The following is a 23,812-nucleotide window of genomic DNA, read 5'->3' as shown; positions in this document are numbered from 1 at the left end:
TTGGCGCAGCCTCTCGTAGAGAAGTATTGGTCATTGGTCATTTGTCCCATGCCCAATGCCCCATACAGTTTAGTCTAAATCGCTTTCTAAAACTGAGGCGATCGCAAGCTTTGTACTTGTTTGAAATTCTGTGATATTCACCCGATTCAGAAACCAAATCGATACCACCATTCCCACCGCTTCTAGAACGAATACCAGCCCATAAGCTAGTTCTAGGCTTGGTAGCAGCTTGCGTCCAATATCCAAAACTGTACCTCCAATTACCACCGCGATTCCTCTAGAAAGGGACTGCGCTAATCCCCATGCCCCAATAAACGTACCTGCGGCTTCTGCTGCGGTGAGATCCAACATCAAGCTAATTGCTGCTGTAGTTAAGAAACCTGTGGCTAAACCGAACAAGACCAAACTTAGTTTGAGAACCGCTGCATTAGCTGTGAATCCTGATATACCTAGCAAGATTGCACAGAATGCTACCAACATACAGCCTAGACGTGCAGTTCTGCGCTTACCCAAACGCGGGACAATATAAAAGCCAGTAACGCCGTACGCAATCAGCAAACCCGTTCCATAAAAAATATTTAATTTGGTACTTTCCGCTAAGGGCATTTTAAACACTTGACCCGCATAAGGTTCCAAAATTGGGTCTTGCATAAACAAACTGATAGTCATCACCAATAAAAAGGTGAAGAATATACCTGTTTGTGGGCTAGCTGTCAATATTTTCCAAGCATTCCCTAGAGTAATGCTATCTTCCCGGTTCACCAGTGTGGAACGGGTTGAGTATTGGGAGTATTTTTTTTCTACGCCAAATGTCGCTGCGATCGCTAAACCAAATACAATTGCTGGGACAATCAAAAACAATCTGTTGATTGCTGGCTGCAAACTTTCTATGGAAACGCCTAGTGTTAATGGCTGTAGTAATATGCTACTAATAATCGCCCCAACAATAATCCCCACCATCAGCATCGACCAAACCACACCGACTACTTTGGAACGGTTATCTTCTTCAGATATATCCACCAATAAAGCAGCAAAGGCAGTACCGCTAGCACAAATTCCTAGACCGTAGACAGCGAAAACAATAGACAGAAGCGCTGTCCAGCCGATTGTTTGGGTTGTCCATACCCAAGTACCCGTACTATTTCCAGCAATATTAAGCTGCCATATCACTTGTATAGCTAAGAAGGCTGCGATCGCAAATATTGCCGCGCCCACCCAAACATAAGCTGTGCGGTGGTATCCCCATAACGGCTTGGCATCGGAAATCTGGCCGAACCAGACACGGGAAGGAGCAACAAATAAAGGCAATGCTAAAACTACTGATACCAGCGTCGCCGGAATTGCTATTTCTTGAATCATGACTCTGTTGAGTACGCCCAGAGTCAAAATGGACATCATGCTCAACCCCATCTGAAATAAACCCAGCCGAAACATGGTCAGCAGGTTTACCCTTGGCATAGATAGGGATTTTGTTTTGGTATCAAATACTTCACCGCTTGCCATAGCTACTTTTTCGTATGCTTTATAGGATTTAATCTCTCTTTAAATAAAGATAAACCCTACTCGCTTAAAATCAGCGAACGAAAAGTTGAAGTTGCGATTTGGCAAGCAATTATACACCTCAATTAGGGTATGCTGCCAAGTTAGGATTAATCTTTGTGGCTTGTCGTAATCTGCGAAGTCTACGACGGGCTACGCCTACGCATAACAAGAGAATTTTAGGATGAAGTAGTGAAACGAGACTCCATTTACTATCAGATTTTTAAGCGCTTTCCTGGGTTACTCTTTGAACTGGTTGATAATCCTCCTCTGCAAGGGCAAAACTATCGATTTGAATCAGTTGAAGTCAAAGAAACCGCTTTTCGCATGGATGGTGTGTTTTTACCTCCAGAGGATGCAACATCTAGGGTAATCTTTTTTGCTGAAGTTCAATTCCAAAAGGATGAAGCCCTCTACCATCGGTTCTTTACTGAATCGCTGATGTACCTGAACCGGAATCGTTCTCATTACGATGACTGGTTCTGTGTGGTAATTTTTTCATCACGCTCTTTGGAACCAAGGGATCAAAAAACTCATCGAATATTTCTCAACAGCGACCAAGTGCAGCGAATCTATTTAGATGAGTTAGGCGCGACTAATCAGCAGCCAATAGGTATCAACTTGATGCAGTTGACTCTAGCATCCGATGAAGTGATGGCAGAGCAAGCAAAGGAATTGATTGAGCGGGTAAAATTAGAGGAAACGGACACACTGCCGCAAAACGAAATACTAGACATCATCACCACAATTGCCGTTTATAAGTTTTCTTCGTTGAGTAGAGAGGAAGTTGAAGCTATGCTAGGACTGACTTTAGAGCAAACAAGGGTTTATCAAGAAGCGAAAGCCGAAGGTCGAGAAGAAGGTAGAGAAGAAGGTCGGGAGGAAGGTCGAGAAGAAGGTCGAGAAGAACAGAAAGCTGAAATGTTGAAACTTACCGTGCCTTTGTTACTAAAAACAGGGATGAGTGTGGAGCAGATTGCTCAACACCTCAATGTTGATATAAAAGCTGTCCAGAACGCTGCACAGTCAAGCACATAGAATGAGGAAGTTGAAGCTATGCTGGGACTGACTTTGGAACAAACGAGGGTTTATCAAGAAGCGAAAGCCGAGGGTCGAGAAGAAGGTCGAGAAGAACGGAAAGCTGAAATGTTGAAACTTACCGTGCCTCTGTTATTAAAAACAGGGATGAGTGTGGAGCAGATTGCTCAACACCTCAATGTTGATATAGAAGATGTTCAGCTTGCCGCACAGCAAAACACGTAGAATGGTCATTTCATGTCTGTTGTCATATTTTTGCAAAATGAGGAGAGCTTGATTAAAATCTTCAATTGCATTTTTATGGTTTTCAGAGCGATCGCACCAAAATGTGACAAATTAAGATGCTCATAATTTCATCAAAGAGTAAATAAATCCTCTGTTTAAGCTGCTAGATTCTTCACTTCATTGAAAAGCAGAAGCTACAGAGGTTAGAGAGCTTTGTTTTGGTATCAAATACTTCACCGCTTACCATAGCTAATTTTTTGTATGGCGGTGATGCGATCGCGCCAAAATGTTACAGATGGATGTAAGATACTCATTACTTCATGAGAACTGGGACTTGCTAGCAGAAGACCCAGTATCTAACCTTTACATAGCCCCTCTATTTCACCCAAAAGCACCAATGATACCTCTTGGGTACTTTAGAGCTTGTCCTGTAAGCATTGGGTTAAATCTTGCTGGGCATTAATAGGAGCTAACTGAGATAGTTACCTACTCTACTTTTACTGCTAATGCTGGTGTCATAGTTTGCGATCGCTATCTAGATTTAACATTCACGTCCAACTTTTTTCAACTTTAATGAGGTTATCAGAGATATGGAAGAAATATTAAACCAATACTGTAAACAAGATAACCTTGGGCTGCTTCTCCTGAGTATGGCAACTGGTTCGGGTAAAACATACATTGTTCTAAAGTTTATACATTATAATTACAATTAATTTGCCAAGCAAAAGAGAAAGATTCTGTTTATTACTAACCTTAAGAAAAACCTACCTATTGACGAACTCAAAAAACGTTTTATCGCCGATGTAAATGAGGAAGATTTTGAAAAGTATGTTCTTTTTATTGATTCTAATGTCGATCCTGTTATCAAAAACTTACTAAAACTTGACCAAGAAATTCCTGATAAATTTAAAAACAAAATATATTTACAACTAAAAAAATATATAGAAATGCTCCAAAATGAGCAATTACCTAGCGATTTTAAAGAAAACATTAAAACAGATATTCGTAAAAATATTGAGCCAGCATTCCGAGACATTATTAAAAGAATATTATCAGAAAATTTTAAAACGAAAAAGGCTCGTCTGTCAGCTATAAAGAATAACCAAGATTACCAATGGATTGGAAAACTTTATCCCGCAGTATTTACAGATGATAAAACTATTTTATTTCTTAGTATAGATAAGTTTGTTGCTCAAAACACAACACTTATTGAACCATCATATTACTTCTCTGAACGGTTTATTAATAAATCACTTATTTTTATTGATGAGTTTGATACTACCAAAGAAACTGTACTCAAAAATATCATTCAATCTGGGTTAAGAAATCGAGTGGATCTTATTGATTTATTCTTAAATATTCATAATCATCTGATGCAAACCGAATGTCCTGAAGTACTTTTACAAGAATCAAAATGGCGAAAGCAGCAATCTTCAGGTAAAAACTGGCTATCTCTACGAGAACAGATTGAATCATTACGAGAGAAAGCTAATTATATATTCAAAAAATATCAATTACAGCATATCTGTAAATCTCACGAGAATTTTTCAACTAAGGAAAGAAACTTTCTTTTTTATGATTATAAATTCCATAATGTGCTGGATCGTAATCAACGTGTAGAGATTATTGGAGATATAAATAGCCGTACAAATTGGATTAATGCTTTTAATATTAAATATAAAAAGATGGGTATTGACATACAGGAATTGCTGAGTACAATTACTGGTTATTTATCATACTTTCAGACAGCAATTAAGTATTTAGCCAATAACTATCGCCGTTTGAAAGAGGAAGATAAAGGCGGACAGGAAACTTTTCCCCTAAAATTAGCTATGACGCATTCTACTTATGTTTTATTAGACCCCAATACACGGAGAAACAGCATTCAAATAAACCCAATAGTAATACTGGCTAGAGTTATGGTATTGTTCTGTAACTTTATTTGACGCAATCAAGCTACATAAAAATATCAATGTTAAATTGTGGTTTTAACTACACTATTGCATTAAATTAGTAAGATAAACTTGCTTTATGTATGTCATCAAACTATTTACCTTCATCCAGTAACCAAAAAGGCATAAGCAATGACTAAAGAACCAGTCAAAGTAATATTATGGGAAGAAAATCAAAAGGATTTTCTCAAAAAATTCTACGATCTCCAATTTACTCCCAGAGTAGGAGAGGAAGTTTACTTAAAAAAGGAAAGATGGAAAGTAACCAGAGTTGAGCATGATGTAGAAATTAGTGAGATTAATGTCTACATGGAATTAATCAAAAAAGCCAAGCAGGATAAATCATCTAATTCATAAATAAAATTAAATACACTTAAGTATCATAAAAGGGAGGTTATTAGCCTCCCTCAATTCTTAAGTTGCTATGCAGCTTGCTATTAAATGGGAGCGCAAAATTAAAAATAAAGGTAATGCTGTTCGTTAAATTTAGCAGCGTAACAGCTTACTGTCGTTACTGAAATATAATTTTGAGAGGTTGGCGATCGCACCCCAGCAAGTACAATGAGGGTACAACTAGTGTTGTACCTTCAAAGGCTGATAAAATGAAACGGACACTTTATATTCCTGATGAGTTGTGGACACAACTTGACCAATACTTAAAAGATCACCCAGAGCAAAACCCATCTAGTGTTGTACAGGCAGCACTGGCGGAAAAGTTACGCCCCAAAAATGGTTCAAGGCTACTATCGCTGGCAGGAATTGTAGAAAATGCTCCTACAGATGCTTCAGTTAATGAAGACTATTTAATACAAGGATGAAGCGTCTCGTTTTGGATGCAGGCCCCCTGATTGCCTTGGTTTCTGTTCGAGATGACTACCATCAGGAATGCAAAGCGGGTTTTAGGAAGTTACCAGAATTGTTTGGTGAGGTTCTAACCCCTCTACCAGTGCTGTTTGAAGTTTACAAGTTTGTGCTGCGAGAACAATCGAGCCGTGCTGCAATGACTGCACTAAGCGTCATTAGTGAGAACACAGTGACTGTACCAGTGAGCATGGAAATGTTTCAGGAGATTTACAGTATGGTTCGCCAGATACCAGACTGGCAAGGAAGTTTAGAGGATGCCTCTGTTGTAGCGGTAGCTCAACTTTATGACGCTAGTGTTTGGACGTTGGATTACAGAGATTTGAGTTGGTTCAAGAGTCTGGAATTGTGGACATCATAATCGTTACACAGGTCAGTTGAAACATTTTCAGCTTGAGCTATGGTGTCCAATGCCCCACACCCAATCTTGGCTATAACGATACACTATAAAAGTAAAGAAATGTAAATAAACTAAATTTTGCAACCGTGGAAAACATCACATTGGGGCAAAATGGCCCATCTGTTACACCCTTGTGCATCGGCACTTGGGCTTGGGGTGATAAACTATTTTGGAATTATGGCGATCGCTACGGTCCAGAACAGTTACAAGAAGCCTTTACCGCAGCCTTAGAAGCTGGTATTACCTTCTTTGATACTGCCGAAGTCTACGGAATGGGACTATCAGAGAAATTTTTGGGACAATTTCTGCAACAGACACAACAACCTGTACAAATCGCCACAAAATTTGGCCCCCTACCGTGGCGATTTACAGCCCAATCCGTCTCTGATGCTTTAACAGCCAGCCTCAAACGCTTGCAATTAGAGCGAATCGCCCTGTATCAAGTGCATTGGCCTTTTGCCTTTCTTCTAAGTCAAGAAACTTTGATGAATGCCCTAGCGGATGAAGTGAAGCGAGGGAGAATTGCCGCAGTCGGTGTGAGTAATTACTCAGCAGAGCAAATGCGAGACGCGCATCAAATATTGGCAGCCCGTGGAGTACCTTTGGCTGTAAACCAAGTGCGCTATTCTTTACTCAGTCGCCAAGTTGAAAGCAAAGGTATTATCACAACTGCGGGTGAGTTGGGTGTGACTATCTTGGCTTATAGTCCTTTAGCTCAGGGATTACTCACAGGCAAGTACAGTATTGATAGTGCTGAAACCCCCACTGGTGCGAGGAAAATAGACTCGCGATTTAAGAAAGAAGGACTGCAAAAAATTGCCCCAGTTATATCTTTGCTACGCAATTTCGGGGAAAAATACGATCGCACTCCTGCCCAAGTTGCTCTCAACTGGTTAATTGCTCAGGGGAATGTTATTCCCATTGCTGGGGTGAAGACAGCCGAACAGGTGCGGCAAAATGCTGGCGCTTTGGGCTGGAAATTGAGCGACGATGAAATTGGAGAGTTAGAACTAGTTAGTCGTCCTTGGCTGTAGTAGTTTTGAACTACTCAAACACAGGAGGCCAAATTTCTGACACTACTAGCTCCCAACCTGGTAATAAGTCTGGTAGTGTCAGTTTGTCGTTGTCCTGCAAAACTATTTAAATTTATCTTCCTACAAACTAGTAGAAAAAATTACCCAAAAAGCCAAAAAGTCAAGAGCCAAAGTCAAAATCTTGACTCCTAACTCTCAACTCTCCAATTTCAGGTTTGGATTTTGGATTGAAGAAAAAACCTCAAATCTAAAATCCAAAATTGATTAACTTCTAACTGTTGACTAAGAAGCTGATTCTCTAGCTGTCGGTGAACCTATCTTTTTACTAGGGGATGCAGAAGACTCCTGTCCGCTTGTCCGCAGTTTTGGCTTGGGAGAAGAATGTCTTTCTTCGTTGCTATCTGATTTCCATGCAGCACGGGGGCGATCGCTAGAAGAAGATTCACGACGCTTACCGAGTCTTGGTTTGGGAGCGGAAGATTCTTCTTGAGGAATTTCCACGTCTGAACTCAACCAAGCGGGACGAGTTTGATCGTAAGCGATTTGCAATGCGGCGGCGGCGATCGCTTGAGCATCGTATTCTTCAATCAATTCGCTGACAATGGGCAAGAATGAAGCCAAACGCTCACCTGTCAAAGCTTCCCGCACCAGTTCTTGCAATTTCAGAATGTGTTTTGCTTCAATCTGGGCGCGTGTGGGAATTGTCAGCACTTGCCAACTTTGGCGATTATGACGTTCAAATGTTTGCTGTTTGCGCCGCTCAAATGGTTGAACTAAAGAGATTGCTGTTCCTTCTTTACCAGCACGACCAGTACGACCAATACGGTGGACGTAGGTTTCTACGCTATCGGGTAAGTCGAAGTTGATTACATGGGAGAGTTGATCGACATCTAACCCTCGTGCGGCAATATCAGTTGCTACCACCCAGCGGACTTGACGGTTACGGAATCTGATTAATAAGCGTTCCCGTGCTTGTTGAGACAAGTCACCGTGGTATTCATCAACACTGTGACCAGCACCTTGTAATTGACTGGTGAGTTCGGCGGCGGTGCGTCTGGTGCGGACGAAGATTAAAGCTGTTTCTGGATCTTCCATTTCCAGAATTGGCTGTAAAGCTTTGGCTTTTGTCCAGTGGCGGGGAATCAGATAAGCTACCTGATTAATCTTGTTAGGAGCGGCTTTTGGCTGCTCAACGGTGACAGTTGCAGGCGATCGCAAGAACTTGTTCACCAACATCCGAATCGATGGTGGCATTGTTGCCGAGAATAAAGCTGTTTGGCGATCTACGGGCGCTTGCGAGAGGATTTTGATTACATCGTCGATAAAGCCCATGCTCAACATTTCATCGGCTTCATCCAACACAAACCACTTCACTTGATCCAGCTTTAAACAGCCGCGATCGAGCAAATCTATTACCCGTCCGGGAGTGCCCACAACCATGTGAACGCCACGTCTGAGTTGTAACATTTGACGGTCAATTGATTGACCTCCATAGATTGCTAACACCCGCAATCCTTCATTACCAATAAATTGGGCGATCGCATCGTGAACTTGCATCGCTAATTCACGAGTTGGTGTTAAAACTATGGCTTGTACGGCTCTTTGATTGATATCTAGCCGTTCTAAAATTGGCAGTGAAAATGCTGCCGTTTTGCCTGTTCCAGTTTGAGATTGACCGACTACATCACGACCGGCTAGCAATTGGGGAATTGCTTGCACTTGAATGTTAGTTGGTTCGGTAAAACCGATTTTTTCTAGTTCTTCGACACGCTCTTGGGAAATTCCTAATTCTTGAAATGAAAGAGTCATTAATTCGTCCTAAATTTTATGTAAGGATTTTGGATTAGTCATTTAGTCATTAGTTATTTAGTCATTAGTCATTAGTCATTAGTTATTGGCTACTAGTGAGCCAAGGGCGATAGCGCAGCCTCAAGCTATGCCAACGAATCCGCGAACTTCAGGTAAACCCTCACGAAAACTGCCATTAATGCAGCGTTGACCTCAGAATAAGGGTGAATCTGGAAGGGTCATTTAACAAAAGACAAAGGACAAAAGACAAATAACAATTTAGTTATTGACTACCTGACCATAGAGGTCGTATGTATCAGCGTGGTGAATCGCTATTGGCACGATGGTTCCTAATTTTGCCTGGCCTTTGACATATACCAGACCATCAACCTCTGGGGAAAATCTACCTGAACGACCTATTAATTCACCACTTTCAGGATTTTCTTGCTCAATCAGGACATCAACGATTTTGCCTACTTCCTGTTGATTTTTCTTTTGGGAAATCGGTTGCTGGATTTCCATAAGTTGGTATCGGCGCTCGTCCATCACCAATTGGGGCAACTGATTTGGCAACTTGTAAGCTGGGGTTCCTTCCTCAGAGGAAAAGGTGAAGACACCAACATGATCGAATTCATGCCTTTGAACAAACTCTAATAAATGCTCAAAATGCTCGTTTGTTTCTCCTGGGAAACCAACAATAAATGTTGTCCGCAATACGGCTGTTGGTAGCGCCGTTTTGATGCGATCTATAATCCCATCATTTACGCGTCCTTGCCAAGGACGATTCATGGAGCGGAGAACATCTGGATGAGAATGCTGCAAGGGCAAATCCAGATAAGGCAAGACGTTGGGTGTTTCTTGAATCGCCGCGATTACATCTGGGGTCAGTCCCGTGGGATAAGCGTAGTGCATTCTGATCCACGGTATATCTACTTTCCCCAAAGCGCGAAGTAATTCGGCTAATTTTGGCTGACCGTAAATATCTAGACCGTAGTTAGTGGTGATTTGGGAAATTAAAATAATTTCCTTTACCCCTTGACTAACTAACTGCTCCGCTTCGGCGACGATAGATTCTATAGTACGCGATCGCTGGTTTCCTCGAAGATGAGGAATTATACAAAATGCACAACGATAATCACAACCTTCGGCAACTCGAAGGTAAGCAACGCCCTCTGTTGTAGTCCGATAGCGCGGTGTAGTCTCATCGGCAATGTAGGTTGGCTCAATACTAACCTGTTTAACCCGCTCGCCAAGTTCAACACGCTCAATTACATTAACAATTTTGTGATAATCGCCTGTACCCACCACCGCTACTGCTTCTGGTAACTCTTCCAAAAGTTGCTCTTGGAAGTGTTGCGCCATACAGCCAGTAATTACGATCTTTTTATTTGCCTCTGCCAGTTCTACTAAAGTTCTGACAGATTCTTGCCGGGCCGCTTCAATAAAACTACAAGTATTAACAATAACGTAATCTGCTAACTCTTCATTTGTATCTACACCGTAGCCTGCTTCTACGAGCAGTCCTAGCATGTGTTCTGTATCAATTCGATTTTTCTCGCAGCCCAGATGAGAAATGGCAATCGTTGGCTTGTCACCCATATTTTGAAAATATCTTCATTTTTTTTCTTGTAGTCAACATTCCGGCGCTAATTTCAATTCTTTCCGACGGCATACCCTTCTAATAACAGTACGATGGCAGATTTTGACTGTCAGCAACTGTCCGTAGAATTATGACCCTATCAATAATAAAAATAGAGGTCATGTTATGATATTTTTATCAATCTGTTCCCCAGGGTAAATTGAAGTGTCTTTGGGTACATTTGACACTTGTAATGTTTTTTAACAATTCGCCTATTGATATTTTACATTACCACAGCGTGTGCGTTGTTAACCTACCCATCGGGAAGCCGCCCAAAGGGCTTGTTGTGAGAAGTCGCTACCCTCAGGGAAATCGACGAAAGGACTACGCCTATAAAGCAGTAATACTACCCTGGCGATTGGCAAGTCCGACGACAATGCGCGGACAAGACGCCTAAACCACGGAAAGCTGCCTTGCGTCTAGTGAGTGGCAAACTCCTCTTGTAGCCAAGTTTTATCTTAACATATCTTATGGGAGGTTTCACGCCAATTTCCATCTGAGGAAAGAGGCAATAAGCCGACTATCATAAAACACATTTGACTAATTAATGGAAAGTCAAGAGTCAAGGGTCAAAAGGAGCCAGTCACGTGCGGGGTTTTCCCCGTTGAAGAGCCACTCCTGTAAAAAGGTTCCCGACCTTAAGAGGAGTGGTGTTGAACTGGCGTTCAATAGTCAAAAAATTCTGGACTCTGGACTCCGCGAGGCGGATTAAAGACGTGGACTTATATCAGATATTTAAAACTCGCTCACCAATTATTGGCGTGGTTCACCTGCTACCACTGCCTACCTCACCCCGTTGGGGAGGTAGCCTAAAAGCGGTGATCGATCGTGCCGAACAAGAAGCCGCAGCCTTGGCAAGTGGAGGGGTTGACGGTCTGATTGTCGAGAATTTTTTCGACGCGCCGTTTACCAAAAGCCAAGTCGATCCAGTGGTTGTGAGTGCCATGACCATTGTGGTGCAGCGCATACAGAATTTGGTGACTTTGCCGATAGGTTTAAATGTATTGCGAAACGATGCCAAAAGTGCAATAGCGATCGCTAGCTGTGTACAAGCGCAATTTATCCGCGTCAACGTCCTCACAGGTGTGATGGCAACCGACCAAGGATTAATTGAGGGAGAAGCCCATCAACTACTCCGCTATCGACGGGAGTTGGGCTGTGATGTTAAAATCCTGGCCGATGTGTTGGTGAAACACGCCCGTCCTTTGAGTTCTCCAAATCTCACAGTCGCCGTGAAAGACACCATTGAAAGGGGTTTAGCAGACGCAGTGATTTTATCTGGTTGGGCTACTGGTAGTCCTCCAAACTTAGAAGATTTGGAACTAGCTTGTGGTGCAGCAAATGGCACACCAGTGTTCATTGGTAGTGGAGCTAATTGGGAAAATATTGATACATTGATGCAAGCAGCAGATGGTGTAATAGTTTCCAGTTCCCTAAAACGTCATGGACGCATTGAACAACCCATTGACCCAATTCGCGTCAGTCAATTTGTGGAAGCCGCCCGTCGCAATTGGAACTCCAAAGGTGAAAGCAAATCAGCAGAACAAGTGAAGTTACATTCTTAAGGGGGCAATGGGAAGTAGGGAATGGGGAGTAGGGGAGCAAGCGAATAATTTCTTATTACCCATTCCCCATTCCCCATTACCCCTTATCCCCAGAGGGGGCCCCACCTTCCCCAATCCCCATTGCCCCTAATCCCCAGAGGGGGCCCCGAGTTCCCCAATCCCCATTCCCCAATATTTATGATTCGCCGCCGTTCTACTCCTTGGATTCATAAATGGTCACGTCCATTGATTGCCGCGATCGCTGGATGTGGTGCCCTGATAACAGGTTATCTCACCATAGAAAAATTAACCGGAGGCAGTGCCGCTTGTGTGGCACAGGCTGGTGCTAAGGGCTGTAATGATGTGCTTTCCAGCCCTTGGGCAACGGTTTTTGGTCAGCCATTAGCTTTGTTTGGGTTTTTGGCATACATCAGTATGGTGATATTTGCTTTGGCTCCCTTGGTATTCAACTCAGGAGAAAATAATAGCCGCAAACAATTGGAAAATTGGACGTGGTGGCTGCTGCTGGCAGGTGCGATCGCTATGTCTGTCTTTAGCGGCTACTTAATGTATGTGCTAACATCTCAAATCAAAGCTGTCTGTCCTTACTGTATCGGTTCAGCTTTGTTCTCTGTGAGTCTTTTGATACTAACGATTATCGGTCGTACTTGGGAGGATATTGGACAAATCTTGTTTACCGCCCTAATTGTCGGGATGGTAACGCTGATTGGTACTTTAGGCGTTTATGCTGGCGTGAATCAATCAAATATTACACCTGAAACTCCTGGACAACCTACAAAAATTACCTTTACTCCCAAGGAAAACCCCAACCCAGCGTTCGGTTGGGAAGTGACCACTACTTCTGGTGAAGCAGAAATAGCCTTAGCACGCCATCTGGCGAAAGTGGGTGCGAAGGAATATAGTGCTTATTGGTGTCCTCACTGCCATGAACAAAAGCTGCTTTTTGGTAAAGAAGCTGAGGAAATAATCAATAATGGTATTAAGGTAGAGTGTGCCCCCGATGGACTCAAAGCTCAACCAGAACTCTGTAAAGCTGCAAAAATTGAAGGTTTCCCCACTTGGATCGTTAATGGTAAAAGCTATAGCGGAGTCCAAAACTTAGAGGAACTAGCAAAAGTTTCTGGTTACACAGGGCCTCAGAACTTCAAGTATTTCAAGTAAACTGACCTTCAGTAGTTCACACCCCATAGTCAACTGGATAAATACAGTAAAATCTGTTTCCAGTTGGCTTTTTTGTTTTTGCTAACAGATGATAGGCCTTATCGAATGCCCAATATCAATTTTCCTGCGGCTTTATCTGCAAACACTTAAGCTAAAGGAAATTAGCTAGGTACATTTGCTTTAAAACAATATATATTTTAATTTCTTTTTATAACACTTGAGAGCCACCTTGGGATGTAATCATGTCAGGTTCAAACCCAGAGGTGTGTGTGTCTGTTGGAAGTTAACGAAATTCTCAGTAAAATACCTAATCGATCGCAAATGTGTGAGTTTCGTTGAGTAAGCTCTACCAGACAAGGCTTTGAGAGTTAAAGTTACTGAACTTACTTTCAAGAATATTTATTAATGTGTGCTGAGAGCTACAAAACTTACAGTTGCCTTTTAGTCAGATAATTGGCCTCAATATATGGTAATACATCACAAATACCACGATGTCTTAAAGAACCTTGCTGAGTTTAAAAAATTTTTAGAAACTTTATTTAGCTCCTACTTGAGCTATGTTAGTCCGATAGTTAATAGCTATGGGAAATAGAGAATATTTCTGCCTACTAGGTAATGGGAATGAATCAGCAGCTAGGCAAGCTTTTTGTGAAGTTAACCTATGGACTGAAACAATCGCTTAGTCGAGGACACAGAGAATTGATTACTGCGGCCAGCGTTGCAGTCTGCGTCCTGCTTTTGCACTCCTTTGGATTATTGCAATCTTTGGAGTTGGCGGCTTTGGATCAATTTTTTCGCTTACGTCCAAATGAACCGCCAGAAGACCGGATTACGATTGTAGTGATGGATGAGGCTTATTTAAACGAAGTACGTTCGTGGCCAATTCCAGATGCGAAGATTGCCCAGTTGTTGCAAAAATTAAATGTCCACAAACCCCGTGCGATTGGCTTAGATATCTACAGAAATTTACCAGTAGAGCCTGGTAATCAAGAACTACGTAATGCTTATCAGTCAATGCCCAACTTGATTGGTATTGAACTACTAGCAAATGATAACAACAAAAACTTTAGTGTTTCGCCTCCACTGGGACTGAATCCGGATCGAGTGGGCTTTAATAACGTGCTGTACGATCTTGATGGTAAAGTACGTCGCAGTTTGTTATATTGGCACATTAAAAGTGAAGTACATGAAAGTTTTGCCCTGAAGTTGGCTTTATTGTATTTAAAGTCAAAGGGAATTACTCCCACTAAAGCAAAAAGTAACCCTGAGTATTTGCAATTAGGTAAGGCAGAATTTACTCGTTTTGAGGCTAATGATGGTGCTTATGTGGGAGCTGATGATAGAGGCTACCAAATTTTGAGCAATTTTCCCAAACCTAAATGTCAAAGTTCGTCTGGAGAGTTTTGTAGTTTTCGCCAGGTATCGATGAGAGATGTACTGGCAGATAAAGTCAAAGCAAACTTAATCAAAGATCGGATTATACTTATTGGTTCGACTGCGCCCAGTCTCCCAGATTTTGTATTTATTCCCTACTCCAGCAGTTTAATGGGTACGGCAAAGCCTGTACCTGGTATTCAATTGCAGGCTTATTTTATTAGTGAGTTAATCTCTGCTGCTGTTGATGGAAGACCATTACTTAAAGTTTGGCCTGACTTGGTGGAATACCTGTGGGTTTTTGTCTGGTCTTATCTGGGGGCAGTGACGATATGGCGGATACGACACGCAACTAGGAGTCTCTTTTCTATCCTAGTTTCTTGCTTTGTATTGACCGTGAGTGCATACCTAGCTTTTTTGTACGGTTGGTGGATACCCCTCATTCCCTCACTGGTTTGCTTTGGCACTTCAGCTATTTGGATGACTAGTCATATTGCTCACATGCAGGAAGAGTGGAAACGTTCCAAAGAATTTTTGCATCACGTTATCAACACGATCCCCGATCCAATTTTTGTGAAAAATGAACAACATCAGTGGATTGTTTTAAATGAGGCGTATTGTCGATTTATCGGTTATCCAAATAAGTTTTTAATTGAAAAGTCAGACTATGACTTTTTCCCAAAACATGAGGCTGATGTGTTTCGACAACAGGACGATTTTGTTTTTCGGACTCAGCAACCCCAAGAACATGAAGAAGAATTTACAAATGCCGATGGTCAGACTCATCAAATTGCCACTAAGCGATCGCTCCACAAAGACTCAGCTGGCAATTTCTTTTTAGTTGGTGTCATCCGAGATATTACTGAGCGTAAGCTGATGGAAGAACAGCTGAAGCGTACTGCTGCTGAACTATTCCGCTCTAACAATGAATTAAAACTCAAAGAAGACCACTTACGTTATTTAGCGTATCACGACCCCCTCACTGGTTTATCCAATCGCAAATTTTTTGCCGAACAACTTTACGAGTCCTTACATTGGGCGCAACACAATAACTTGTTGTTGGGACTGCTGTTTATCGATCTAGATGGCTTTAAGCAAGTCAATGATACTTTAGGACACGAGATGGGCGATCGCTTGTTAATGACTATTGCTGAAAGACTCAGCAACTCTTTACGCGCTAGTGATACAGTTTCTCGTTTGGGTGGCGATGAATTTACTGTGATTTTACGGGCAATTCCTAATGTCCAAATAGCTGCTAAAGTCGCCGAAAAAATTTTAAACAGTATTACCAAGCCAATTGTTTTGGATAGCTATACAATCCGAGTCTCTGCCAGTATTGGCATTAGTGTTTACCCATACAACACTCAAGACAGTGAAACTTTGATGAAACAAGCTGATACAGCAATGTACCGTGCCAAGCGCCTGGGTAAAAATCGCTACGAGTTTGCTTAATTAGTTTAAGAGTCAAGTCTCCAGTTTTTTTGACTATAGTTACAATTTTTACCTTCAAATTAGGAATTTAGAGTGGAGACACGTCTAAGGCACTATTTTGAAAAATATAGCTTATATCCTGCGAGGTAAATTTTTAGCCAAGATATATACCCAGCAAGGCTTTTTGGCTTGAAGACTAAACCTCATAACTGATGTCACAAAGCAATTAGCGATCGCAAATAATTAGGAAAATAATTTTTAGCGTGATTTAAATGACATTAAAAATTATACCTGTATTTATTTGCTTATTACGCTGTTTGATAGTTTTAAAAATCCTTATAACACGATAAATATGTTGTTGTATCTTTACAGATATTTACTCGATTAAGTCTAAACTATACAATCAAATAAGTATTATTTCATATTTGTCTGAACTCTTGATTCAGCAAACATAGTGTTTACACTTAAAAATGTTAAAATATTATTAATAAATAGTGAATTAAGCAAAATGCTCATAGTAAATTATTTACATATCTAACCTAAGACTGATGTAAAAACTGGTTATTAAGAATACCACTTAAGTATAAAGACTCTTTTATATCGGCAGATTAAGGTTAATCGACAAGCGGATACCACAATAATTTGTACGCTAGCAGCAATAATTTCATAAAGTTAAAATATTTTTTCCAAAAAGTACAGTAAATATACAGTAGTAAATAAAAAATACGTTATGACATGAAAAATTAGTAAATTTACTGAAAAACATGAAGACTAACTTCCGAATCACAAAGTTTATGATATTCTGCATAGGTGCTTATATACTGATCCCAAAAATTGCCGCTTGCACAGGTATATTAAGTACTGCAAGTGCTAATTCTTTTGGCCCTACTAACAGTGATACCTTAATCGTCGGCAAGGTCAATTCTCAAAATTTACAAGACATATACATTCCACCAAATTATGGTGGTCCCGACAGTCATAATGGTAGCGGTACCCGTTGATGGCGATTTTAGATTGTGGTAGAGGAGCGCGATGAGTTAGCTACCGTCTTAGACACCACATCTTTTACTTTGCGGCTCATTGCAAGATGTTGTGCTTAGGGTTGCGAAAACCATCAGGCTTTTTAAGATAGTTGATTCAAGACAATAGTGGAGATTTCCACCAATGATTTGTTTGTATAAGTGTGTGGACTTGCCAATTTGAGTCTGGTTGAGGATAATCTAAACGGAAGTGTCCGCCTCGGCTTTCGGTTCTAAAAGCAGCACTTTTGAAAATTAAATCAGCTACATCTAATAAATTGCGGGTTTCTGCCCAAAGTCCCAATTGCCGTTCAACATCTGGTAGGTCAAAACTAGCGGGTTCTACTGGACGTAAAGCAAGCAAGAATTGACTTAAAGGCAAGGCAGCGAAATCTTGCTGCCAAGATTCAATAGTAGCGATCGCACTTTCCAGCCTTGATTGCTCCCGACAAATACCAGCACTTTCCCACACTAGACGCGGTAACTTCTCCCTGAGTGCTTCTAACTGTGCTTGTTGGATGTGCCACTCACTAGGATCGGGATTAAATTTCCGTAACGGCAGCACTGGTATTTCTGAGGACAGCCCAATATTTTCTAACTTAATATTAGCCATCTGGGCCCCAAACACAATACATTCCAACAGGGAATTACTGGCAAGGCGATTGGCCCCATGCACACCCGTACTAGCGGTTTCACCCACCGCGTATAAACCGGGGATATTTGTGCGATTCATCAGATCCGCGACAATTCCACCCATCCAGTAATGGGCGGCTGGTGCTACAGGAATTGGTTCATGCAAGACATCAACGCCCCAATGTTGACAAACTTTGATGATATTGGGAAAGCGGTGACGAATCTTGTCGGCGGGGATGGGGCGCATATCCAACCACACATGAGCAGTAGCCAAATCAACGGCGGTACGTTGTAAATGGCTGAAAATTGCTCTACTGACAACATCTCTAGGTGCAAGTTCACCCGCAGGGTGGTAGTCAAAGGCAAAACGCCGCCCTTCATTATCAACAAGATGTGCCCCCTCGCCGCGTACAGCTTCGCTAATCAGGAAGCGATCGGCACCAGGTTTAGTGAGGGCAGTCGGGTGAAATTGGACAAATTCTAAATCACGGAGGATAGCCCCAGCCCGAGCTGCGATCGCTACCCCATCACCCGTACTCACAGCCGGGTTAGTGGTTTGGGCAAATACCTGACCGCCACCGCCAGTTGCCAGTACCACAGCACCAGCTCTTATCCAGGTGATTTTACCTTGATAAAACAGGCTAATTCCCTGACAGCAACCAGTTTCGGGTTCAATCCACAAACTCAAAGCCAAAGCTTGCTGAATGACTTGAATATTTTGGCGACGTAATACTTGGGCGGTGAGGGTGGTAGTAACTTCCCTCCCTGTGGTGTCTGCTGCATGGAGAACACGACGGCGAGAATGGGCGGCTTCCAAAGTTAAAGCCAAGGCTTGACCATGACGGTCAAAAGCGACCCCCAAGTTAACTAGGGATTGAATACAGCTAGGGGCGTGTTGGGCGAGAAATTCCACAGCGGTGCGATCGCATAAACCGGCACCCGCCTGGATCGTATCTTCAATATGCAGCGTGGGAGAATCTTCTGGGGCGATCGCTGCGGCAATGCCACCTTGTGCCCAATCGCTGGCGGACAAAGCAACGGTTTCTTTGGTAATCAAACCGACTCGCAAGGATTCTGGCAGACACAGGGCTGTGTATAGTCCAGCGGCACCAGCGCCGACTACTAAGACATCAAATTGGCTGGGAATATCTATCTGAGACAAGGTAATGGGTAGGGGGAAGTGAGGAGTTAGAAGTTAGGAGTTAGGAGTTTTGAATTTTTAACTCATAACTCCTAACTCCTAACTCATATCATCTCCCACTCCCCAGAATCAGGAGTGGGCTGTTATTTGCTACATTAACTGCAATTCAGTTATCTGTAGATACCGTTGTTAAAGCGATCGTCTCCTTCATTGAAGGCAGGCTCTAAGTCTGTCACGGTGAATTTATCGAGGTTGGCTTGCAGGGTTTGTTTTTGGCGATCGCTCAATCCTGGAAGATCCAATACATCCTCTACCTTTTGGTAGGGAGCATTGGTGATGATTTTCTTAGCCAGGGTGGGATAAAGCCCTGGAAACTGTTGAAAAGCTCGGACGTTGGTATTATTCAAATCAATTTTTTTACCAAATTCCGTTCCTAGTTTAGCGTCTGCCCGATTCTGCCGCTCAATTGCCAGAACTGGGACTTGGGGAAAAGCAAAACTGTTGAAACTAGCAGCTTGGGCTATCTGAGTTGTTCCCAACCATCCCCAGCAACTAAGTAACAAGCTAAACACTGTTAATAAACGCGCCAATCCTTTCACGATTTTTCTACCTCTTTCCATCAAACAGAAATAAAAGTTTTAAGCTAACAACAGTTATTTAGTCATTAGTCATTAGTCATTAGTCATACCCTGCCAGAAGCCATTAATGCCTCTACGTGAGAGCGCCAAGGACGAAGGACAAAGGACATAAGACAAAAGCTGATAGCTTAGTCAACACAGCAGTCATCAGAAACTAATATACAGCGTATTAATATGCACAATATTTACCGTTACTGGGTTTGACTATACTTTTGGCAAAAATTTTTATCGTGGAAAGAGTACCTGCATAGCTGCGATAGCGTTGGATCGGCGATCTCGGCAGCATTCTCAGCTAGACGAAATCTTTTCGGGGTGGCTGATTCTACCTCTCAAGCAGAAACCAAACTTACGATTCCTAAGATCGAAAACCTTACCAAAAAAGACTTGATGCTGATGGATTTTTATGTAATATTTCTTAACTAATTAATCATCTACAGCATCATTTTTGATGTTTCGTAGATTGGCTGGGAAAAATTTTGGAAAGACAAGCCTACACGCTTATTGCAACATATAGTGTCTTCTGCCTTCTTCACGCTGCGATCGCAGCTAACAAAAATAGGCTGTCTACCAAAATTGTGCTTAAAACGGCTCCACCAAAGGCATACCAGTGTCTTTGATTTCGACCTAAAGCTGAAATTCCTACTGTTAGTAGCACTGCGGCGAAAAGTATCGCCCAAGTTTGCCCCCAAGGTGCTTGTACTTGTATGAGAGCATTTTGTAAGATTTGCGGCACTAAATCTGCATCTACTCTCATGATTTGCCGCCAATAGGGCATCAAATCTACTATATAAAAATATACATCTGTTAAAACTGTACCTAGTAAAGAACCTAAATAAAACCAGTTACCTACCTTGCCCCAATTCTTCGCCAGACACCAGCAAGCAAACGGTAAACCGATAAATTCCACCGGTAGATGCCATAAAGGTTCCCAACGTAACCAACCCCAATAAATCGCTCCTGCTAACCAACTCCAGCTAAACCCCAACAGCAAATCGCCCCAGACGTAAGTTGCAGGACGCGACATTAAGGCAAAACTCAGCCACACCCAAAATCCTGTCAGGGCTAGACTCAGGCTTGGTAGCGATCGCACGATAGGCGCTTCTATAAATACTGGCACTGTTACTAAAAACACCGCTGCTGCAAACACTAACCAAGTTTGTCGGGCAGAAGTGGATAAGGGTAAAGAGGGAGAAAGGGAAAGTGTAGATTCCAATTGTCTGATACCATTCTGCCCAGTATCAGTTAAATCCAACTCAGTATCAATAGAAGGGGTAGAAGCGCTGTAGGAAGACAGTGTATTATTAATCAAAGTTTTTAATATTTGTTACTAAACTTTATCTTATTTAAGATATCACATTTTCAAATCCCCCCCTGGGGCATTGTAATTATACTGAAATTTCCACTAGCGCTGGTGCAAACCAAACAAAACATTCTGCGCCTGACGAATCCATTCAAGTTGCACTATGTACACAACTGTTTTGTAGTTCCTTGTAAATGGGGGACTACAGAGAGGTGAAAAGTCAGCTGCTATGAGTCTGCTAAATATTAAAATTTGATGAATTTTTCAAATTGCGTTGACTTATTGAGGTGGGTGTAAGAACATAGTCAGCGTCTTCGATGATGTTTTCGATCGGTAAAATTGAGTTTTCTACAAGATTGGGTGCAATAGAGAGTATATAAAGCAACATCATCAGCTAAACAATGTTCATCACGATCTCTATAACACGAAAAAGGTATTAATTGTATATGGAGTTTATTCAAGCTTTTATTTTAGGTATTGTTCAAGGGATTACAGAGTTTTTGCCAATCAGTAGTACTGCACATCTTCTGATTTTTACCAAGCTATTTGGTTGGAAAGAACTAGGTTCAAAAGATTTCGTTGATGCAATTCAATTTGGCAGCGTTATCGCAATTGTGGGGTATTTTTGGTCGCTGATTTACAGTATTGTCAAAGGTGGAATCGAAGCACTAAAAGCCAAAGACTGGGAACGCGAAGAATGGAAGATTCTTGTTGGTATTGCAGTCGGAACGCTGCCGGCTTTAATTTTCGGCTTCCTTTTGAAAGATATTTTACCTGAGAGTGCGTTAATTATTGGCATTATGTCAATTATTATGGCACTTATACTAGCTCTAGCAGAAAAAATTGGCACTCGTAAGCGCGGTTTTGAATCATTGCAAATTCGAGATGGTATTTTGGTTGGATTGGGACAAACACTTGCTTTGATTCCGGGTGTTTCTCGTTCCGGCTCGACGCTAACGACGGCCTTATTTTTAGGATTAGAACGCGATACAGCAGCGAAATTCTCATTTTTGTTAGGGTTTCCAACTCTTACCATTGCGACATTGTATAAAAGCTTGAAAATCTTCAAGTTGTTTCAAGCCCACCAGTTGCCAGATAACATTGTTGGACTGTTAATTGTAGGAATTATTTCAACCTTTATTTTTTCCTACCTATCAATTGCATTTTTGATCAAATACTTAGCAACCAAAAACACTTTGATTTTCGTATGGTATAGATTAGCATTCGGTAGTGCGATCTTACTAGCGATCGCAGCAGGTTGGAAAGGATAATAATCATTAGTCATTAGTCATTTGTCCTTTATCCAAAGCAAATGACTATAGCAATGTCTACAACGGGCTACGCCTACGCTCATTTGTATGCAATACAATCTAACCTCACTCTAAACCTCTCTCCTACAAGGAGAGAGGCTTTGAATTTTACTCCCCAACGCTAATAGGGAAGGGCTGGGGGTTAGGTCTGTATTACACTCAACTGAGAAACGCTATAGTGCCCAATGCCCAATGCCCAATGCCCAATGCCCAATGCCCAATGCACCATGACTACCATTCATCCTGCCCGAATTACCAAGGTTCTTCCAGACTCAATAGCCGCAGAGATTGGTTTTGAAGCTGGGGATGCGATCGTTGCAATCAATGGTACACGTCCCCGCGACTTAATTGATTATCAGTTTTTGTGTGCTGATGAAGTCTTGGAATTAGAAGTTTTAGACGCTACTGGTAAAACTCATAGCCTGGAAATCGAAAAAGATTACGACCAAGACTTGGGGCTAGAATTTGAAACTGCCCTATTTGATGGCTTAATTCAGTGTAATAACCGCTGTCCATTTTGCTTTATCGACCAACAGCCACCAGGAAAGCGCACCAGCTTGTACTTTAAAGACGACGATTACCGCTTAAGCTTTTTGTACGGCTCTTATCTTACCCTGACTAATTTGCCAGAAAAAGAATGGCAGCGGATTGAACAAATGCGCTTGTCTCCGTTGTATGTTTCTGTTCATGCCACGGAGCCGGAAGTTAGAATTAGACTCTTGAAAAATCTCCGTGCAGGACAAATCTTACAACAACTCAAGTGGTTTCAAAAAAGACGGCTACAAATTCATGCTCAAGTAGTTGTTTGTCCGGGTATAAATGATGGTGAACACCTGGAGCAAACCCTAAAAGATTTAGCGTCCTTTCATACTGGTGAAGTTCCTACGGTGGCATCGGTGGCAGTTGTGCCAGTTGGGTTGACAAGGTTTCGGCCTCCAGAAGACGAACTCATACCCGTAACCAGAGAAAAAGCGAAAGAAGTGATTTCTCAAGTGCGAATACTCTCGCAGCAATTTCGCCAAAAGTTTGACTCTAACGTCGCTTGGTTAGCTGATGAGTGGTTTTTGATTGCAGGTGAGGAATTACCGAGCGAATCTGAATATGAAGAGTATCCCCAAATTGATAATGGTGTTGGTTCAATTCAGTTGTTTATCAAGCAATTTGCAGCCGCGGCAACAGAATTACTACCGCCAAAAGTTTATCCTCAGAGAAAATTAACTTGGGTAGTAGGCAACGCAGTAGAAAACGCCTTTGAACCTATATTGAAACGGTTAAACTCTGTTGAAGGATTAAAAGTAAATATGCGTGCTTTATGTAGTGATTATTGGGGACAGAGCATCACTGTCACGGGATTACTAACGGGTCATGATTTACTGTTGAACCTACAAGGGCAAGATTTGGGAGACGGAATTTTACTGCCAAATGTAATGCTCAAACATGGTGAATTAGTATTTTTAGATGATATGAGTATTGAAGAACTAGCCTGCAAACTGGAGACAAAAATCTTACCAGTAGGAGGAGTTGAAGATTTAATCAACACTTGTATTATTTAAGCTGTTTTTGTTCGCTCTTTAGTCTTTAGTAGTTCCCAGGTGGATGAAATACATATCAAAACCTCACCCCCGACCGCTATTCTTGTCAAACTTTTTTTGTATCTAAAAATTTGGATTTAACATCCAAAATTGATAAATTTTAATTAAATATAAAAATATTACTTACTTTTACATCAATGCGATTCACATAAGGTTATTGGTGTAGATAATT

At 41.7% G+C, this 23,812-nt stretch carries 20 protein-coding genes and 1 pseudogene; 14 read left to right on the top strand and 7 right to left on the bottom strand.

The window, feature by feature from the left end:
• Window positions 1–69: 69 nt before the first annotated feature.
• A complete protein-coding gene (locus V7K44_RS14990; RefSeq protein ID WP_334932664.1) occupies window positions 70–1,503 on the bottom strand; it encodes a BCD family MFS transporter in 1,434 nt (477 codons plus the stop codon).
• Between the two features lie 228 nt (window positions 1,504–1,731).
• On the opposite strand from V7K44_RS14990, the gene V7K44_RS14985 reads away from it, so the two are divergent.
• From V7K44_RS14985 to V7K44_RS14955, 8 genes are all read left to right on the top strand, one after another.
• Entirely contained in the window at window positions 1,732–2,577 is an 846-nt protein-coding gene (locus tag V7K44_RS14985) for an Rpn family recombination-promoting nuclease/putative transposase (protein ID WP_334932662.1), read from the top strand.
• A gap of 18 nt (window positions 2,578–2,595) precedes the next feature.
• A complete protein-coding gene (locus V7K44_RS14980) occupies window positions 2,596–2,802 on the top strand; it encodes a hypothetical protein (protein ID WP_334932660.1) in 207 nt (68 codons plus the stop codon).
• A 590-nt stretch (window positions 2,803–3,392) separates the two neighbouring features.
• Entirely contained in the window at window positions 3,393–3,515 is a 123-nt protein-coding gene (locus V7K44_RS33205) for a DEAD/DEAH box helicase family protein (protein WP_442940693.1), read from the top strand.
• A gap of 234 nt (window positions 3,516–3,749) precedes the next feature.
• Window positions 3,750–4,748 (top strand): hypothetical protein, encoded by a 999-nt coding sequence (locus tag V7K44_RS14975; protein ID WP_334932658.1) that lies wholly within the window; start codon window positions 3,750–3,752, stop codon window positions 4,746–4,748.
• A gap of 138 nt (window positions 4,749–4,886) precedes the next feature.
• Window positions 4,887–5,111: a hypothetical protein gene (locus V7K44_RS14970; protein WP_292715583.1), complete on the top strand. Its 225-nt coding sequence runs from the start codon at window positions 4,887–4,889 to the stop codon at window positions 5,109–5,111.
• A 245-nt stretch (window positions 5,112–5,356) separates the two neighbouring features.
• On the top strand, window positions 5,357–5,572 hold the full coding sequence (locus tag V7K44_RS14965; RefSeq protein WP_194003523.1) for a DUF2811 domain-containing protein: 216 nt from the start codon (window positions 5,357–5,359) through the stop codon (window positions 5,570–5,572).
• Complete coding sequence (locus tag V7K44_RS14960) at window positions 5,569–5,976, top strand: type II toxin-antitoxin system VapC family toxin (RefSeq protein ID WP_334932655.1); 408 nt, start codon at window positions 5,569–5,571, stop codon at window positions 5,974–5,976. Before V7K44_RS14965 ends, V7K44_RS14960 begins: the two co-directional genes overlap by 4 nt.
• Before the next feature lie 125 nt (window positions 5,977–6,101).
• Window positions 6,102–7,049 (top strand): aldo/keto reductase, encoded by a 948-nt coding sequence (locus V7K44_RS14955; RefSeq protein ID WP_334932653.1) that lies wholly within the window; start codon window positions 6,102–6,104, stop codon window positions 7,047–7,049.
• A 10-nt stretch (window positions 7,050–7,059) separates the two neighbouring features.
• On the opposite strand, the pseudogene V7K44_RS14950 reads toward V7K44_RS14955, so the two are convergent.
• The 3 genes and pseudogenes from V7K44_RS14950 to rimO form a co-directional block, all read right to left on the bottom strand.
• Window positions 7,060–7,155: pseudogene (locus tag V7K44_RS14950) on the bottom strand (Uma2 family endonuclease); the annotation flags it as partial.
• Between the two features lie 176 nt (window positions 7,156–7,331).
• Window positions 7,332–8,858 carry a DEAD/DEAH box helicase gene (locus tag V7K44_RS14945; RefSeq protein ID WP_334932651.1) on the bottom strand — a complete coding sequence of 509 codons (1,527 nt, stop codon included), beginning with the start codon at window positions 8,856–8,858 and terminating at the stop codon, window positions 7,332–7,334.
• A 258-nt stretch (window positions 8,859–9,116) separates the two neighbouring features.
• A complete protein-coding gene (gene rimO / locus V7K44_RS14940; protein WP_094352114.1) occupies window positions 9,117–10,436 on the bottom strand; it encodes a 30S ribosomal protein S12 methylthiotransferase RimO in 1,320 nt (439 codons plus the stop codon).
• A gap of 756 nt (window positions 10,437–11,192) precedes the next feature.
• Here rimO and btpA point away from each other — a divergent pair.
• From btpA to V7K44_RS14920, 4 genes are all read left to right on the top strand, one after another.
• Window positions 11,193–12,041, top strand: a complete 849-nt coding sequence (btpA, locus tag V7K44_RS14935) for a photosystem I biogenesis protein BtpA (protein WP_334932715.1) — start codon at window positions 11,193–11,195, stop codon at window positions 12,039–12,041.
• A gap of 177 nt (window positions 12,042–12,218) precedes the next feature.
• Window positions 12,219–13,202 (top strand): vitamin K epoxide reductase family protein, encoded by a 984-nt coding sequence (locus V7K44_RS14930; protein ID WP_334932649.1) that lies wholly within the window; start codon window positions 12,219–12,221, stop codon window positions 13,200–13,202.
• A gap of 621 nt (window positions 13,203–13,823) precedes the next feature.
• The gene (locus tag V7K44_RS14925; RefSeq protein ID WP_334932647.1) at window positions 13,824–16,028 is read left to right on the top strand and encodes a CHASE2 domain-containing protein; all 2,205 of its coding nucleotides are present in this window, start codon (window positions 13,824–13,826) and stop codon (window positions 16,026–16,028) included.
• Between the two features lie 773 nt (window positions 16,029–16,801).
• A complete protein-coding gene (locus V7K44_RS14920; protein WP_334932645.1) occupies window positions 16,802–17,008 on the top strand; it encodes a hypothetical protein in 207 nt (68 codons plus the stop codon).
• 136 nt (window positions 17,009–17,144) lie between these two features.
• Here the strand turns inward: V7K44_RS14920 and nadB are convergent, their stop codons facing one another.
• The 3 genes from nadB to V7K44_RS14905 form a co-directional block, all read right to left on the bottom strand.
• Window positions 17,145–18,821, bottom strand: coding sequence for an L-aspartate oxidase (nadB, locus tag V7K44_RS14915; RefSeq protein WP_334932643.1), 1,677 nt, complete (start codon window positions 18,819–18,821; stop codon window positions 17,145–17,147).
• Window positions 18,822–18,970: 149 nt separating this feature from the next.
• Window positions 18,971–19,399 (bottom strand): photosystem II complex extrinsic protein PsbU, encoded by a 429-nt coding sequence (gene psbU / locus V7K44_RS14910; protein ID WP_194040639.1) that lies wholly within the window; start codon window positions 19,397–19,399, stop codon window positions 18,971–18,973.
• 568 nt (window positions 19,400–19,967) lie between these two features.
• A complete protein-coding gene (locus V7K44_RS14905) occupies window positions 19,968–20,747 on the bottom strand; it encodes a DUF3120 domain-containing protein (protein ID WP_334932641.1) in 780 nt (259 codons plus the stop codon).
• 437 nt (window positions 20,748–21,184) lie between these two features.
• Between V7K44_RS14905 and V7K44_RS14900 the strand changes: the two genes are divergently transcribed.
• Both V7K44_RS14900 and V7K44_RS14895 read left to right on the top strand, forming a co-directional pair.
• Window positions 21,185–22,009, top strand: coding sequence for an undecaprenyl-diphosphate phosphatase (locus V7K44_RS14900; RefSeq protein ID WP_334932639.1), 825 nt, complete (start codon window positions 21,185–21,187; stop codon window positions 22,007–22,009).
• 266 nt (window positions 22,010–22,275) lie between these two features.
• Window positions 22,276–23,601: a TIGR03279 family radical SAM protein gene (locus tag V7K44_RS14895; RefSeq protein ID WP_334932637.1), complete on the top strand. Its 1,326-nt coding sequence runs from the start codon at window positions 22,276–22,278 to the stop codon at window positions 23,599–23,601.
• Window positions 23,602–23,812: the final 211 nt, after the last annotated feature.

The organism is Nostoc sp. (genome assembly GCF_036917235.1).
Taxonomy (GTDB): domain Bacteria; phylum Cyanobacteriota; class Cyanobacteriia; order Cyanobacteriales; family Nostocaceae; genus Nostoc.
This window is presented reverse-complemented; position numbering and strand designations above follow the sequence as displayed.

Excerpts from the sequence above, each read along its gene's own strand:
- V7K44_RS14990 (WP_334932664.1), bottom strand. The coding sequence starts at position 1,503 with ATGGCAAGCGGTGAAGTATTTGATACCAAAACAAAATCCCTATCTATG.
- V7K44_RS14980 (WP_334932660.1), top strand. The coding sequence starts at position 2,596 with ATGCTGGGACTGACTTTGGAACAAACGAGGGTTTATCAAGAAGCGAAA.
- V7K44_RS33205 (WP_442940693.1), top strand. The coding sequence starts at position 3,393 with ATGGAAGAAATATTAAACCAATACTGTAAACAAGATAACCTTGGGCTG.
- V7K44_RS14975 (WP_334932658.1), top strand. The coding sequence starts at position 3,750 with ATGCTCCAAAATGAGCAATTACCTAGCGATTTTAAAGAAAACATTAAA.
- V7K44_RS14970 (WP_292715583.1), top strand. The coding sequence starts at position 4,887 with ATGACTAAAGAACCAGTCAAAGTAATATTATGGGAAGAAAATCAAAAG.
- V7K44_RS14965 (WP_194003523.1), top strand. The coding sequence starts at position 5,357 with ATGAAACGGACACTTTATATTCCTGATGAGTTGTGGACACAACTTGAC.
- V7K44_RS14960 (WP_334932655.1), top strand. The coding sequence starts at position 5,569 with ATGAAGCGTCTCGTTTTGGATGCAGGCCCCCTGATTGCCTTGGTTTCT.
- V7K44_RS14945 (WP_334932651.1), bottom strand. The coding sequence starts at position 8,858 with ATGACTCTTTCATTTCAAGAATTAGGAATTTCCCAAGAGCGTGTCGAA.
- rimO (WP_094352114.1), bottom strand. The coding sequence starts at position 10,436 with ATGGGTGACAAGCCAACGATTGCCATTTCTCATCTGGGCTGCGAGAAA.
- V7K44_RS14930 (WP_334932649.1), top strand. The coding sequence starts at position 12,219 with ATGATTCGCCGCCGTTCTACTCCTTGGATTCATAAATGGTCACGTCCA.
- V7K44_RS14925 (WP_334932647.1), top strand. The coding sequence starts at position 13,824 with ATGAATCAGCAGCTAGGCAAGCTTTTTGTGAAGTTAACCTATGGACTG.
- V7K44_RS14920 (WP_334932645.1), top strand. The coding sequence starts at position 16,802 with ATGATATTCTGCATAGGTGCTTATATACTGATCCCAAAAATTGCCGCT.
- V7K44_RS14900 (WP_334932639.1), top strand. The coding sequence starts at position 21,185 with ATGGAGTTTATTCAAGCTTTTATTTTAGGTATTGTTCAAGGGATTACA.
- V7K44_RS14895 (WP_334932637.1), top strand. The coding sequence starts at position 22,276 with ATGACTACCATTCATCCTGCCCGAATTACCAAGGTTCTTCCAGACTCA.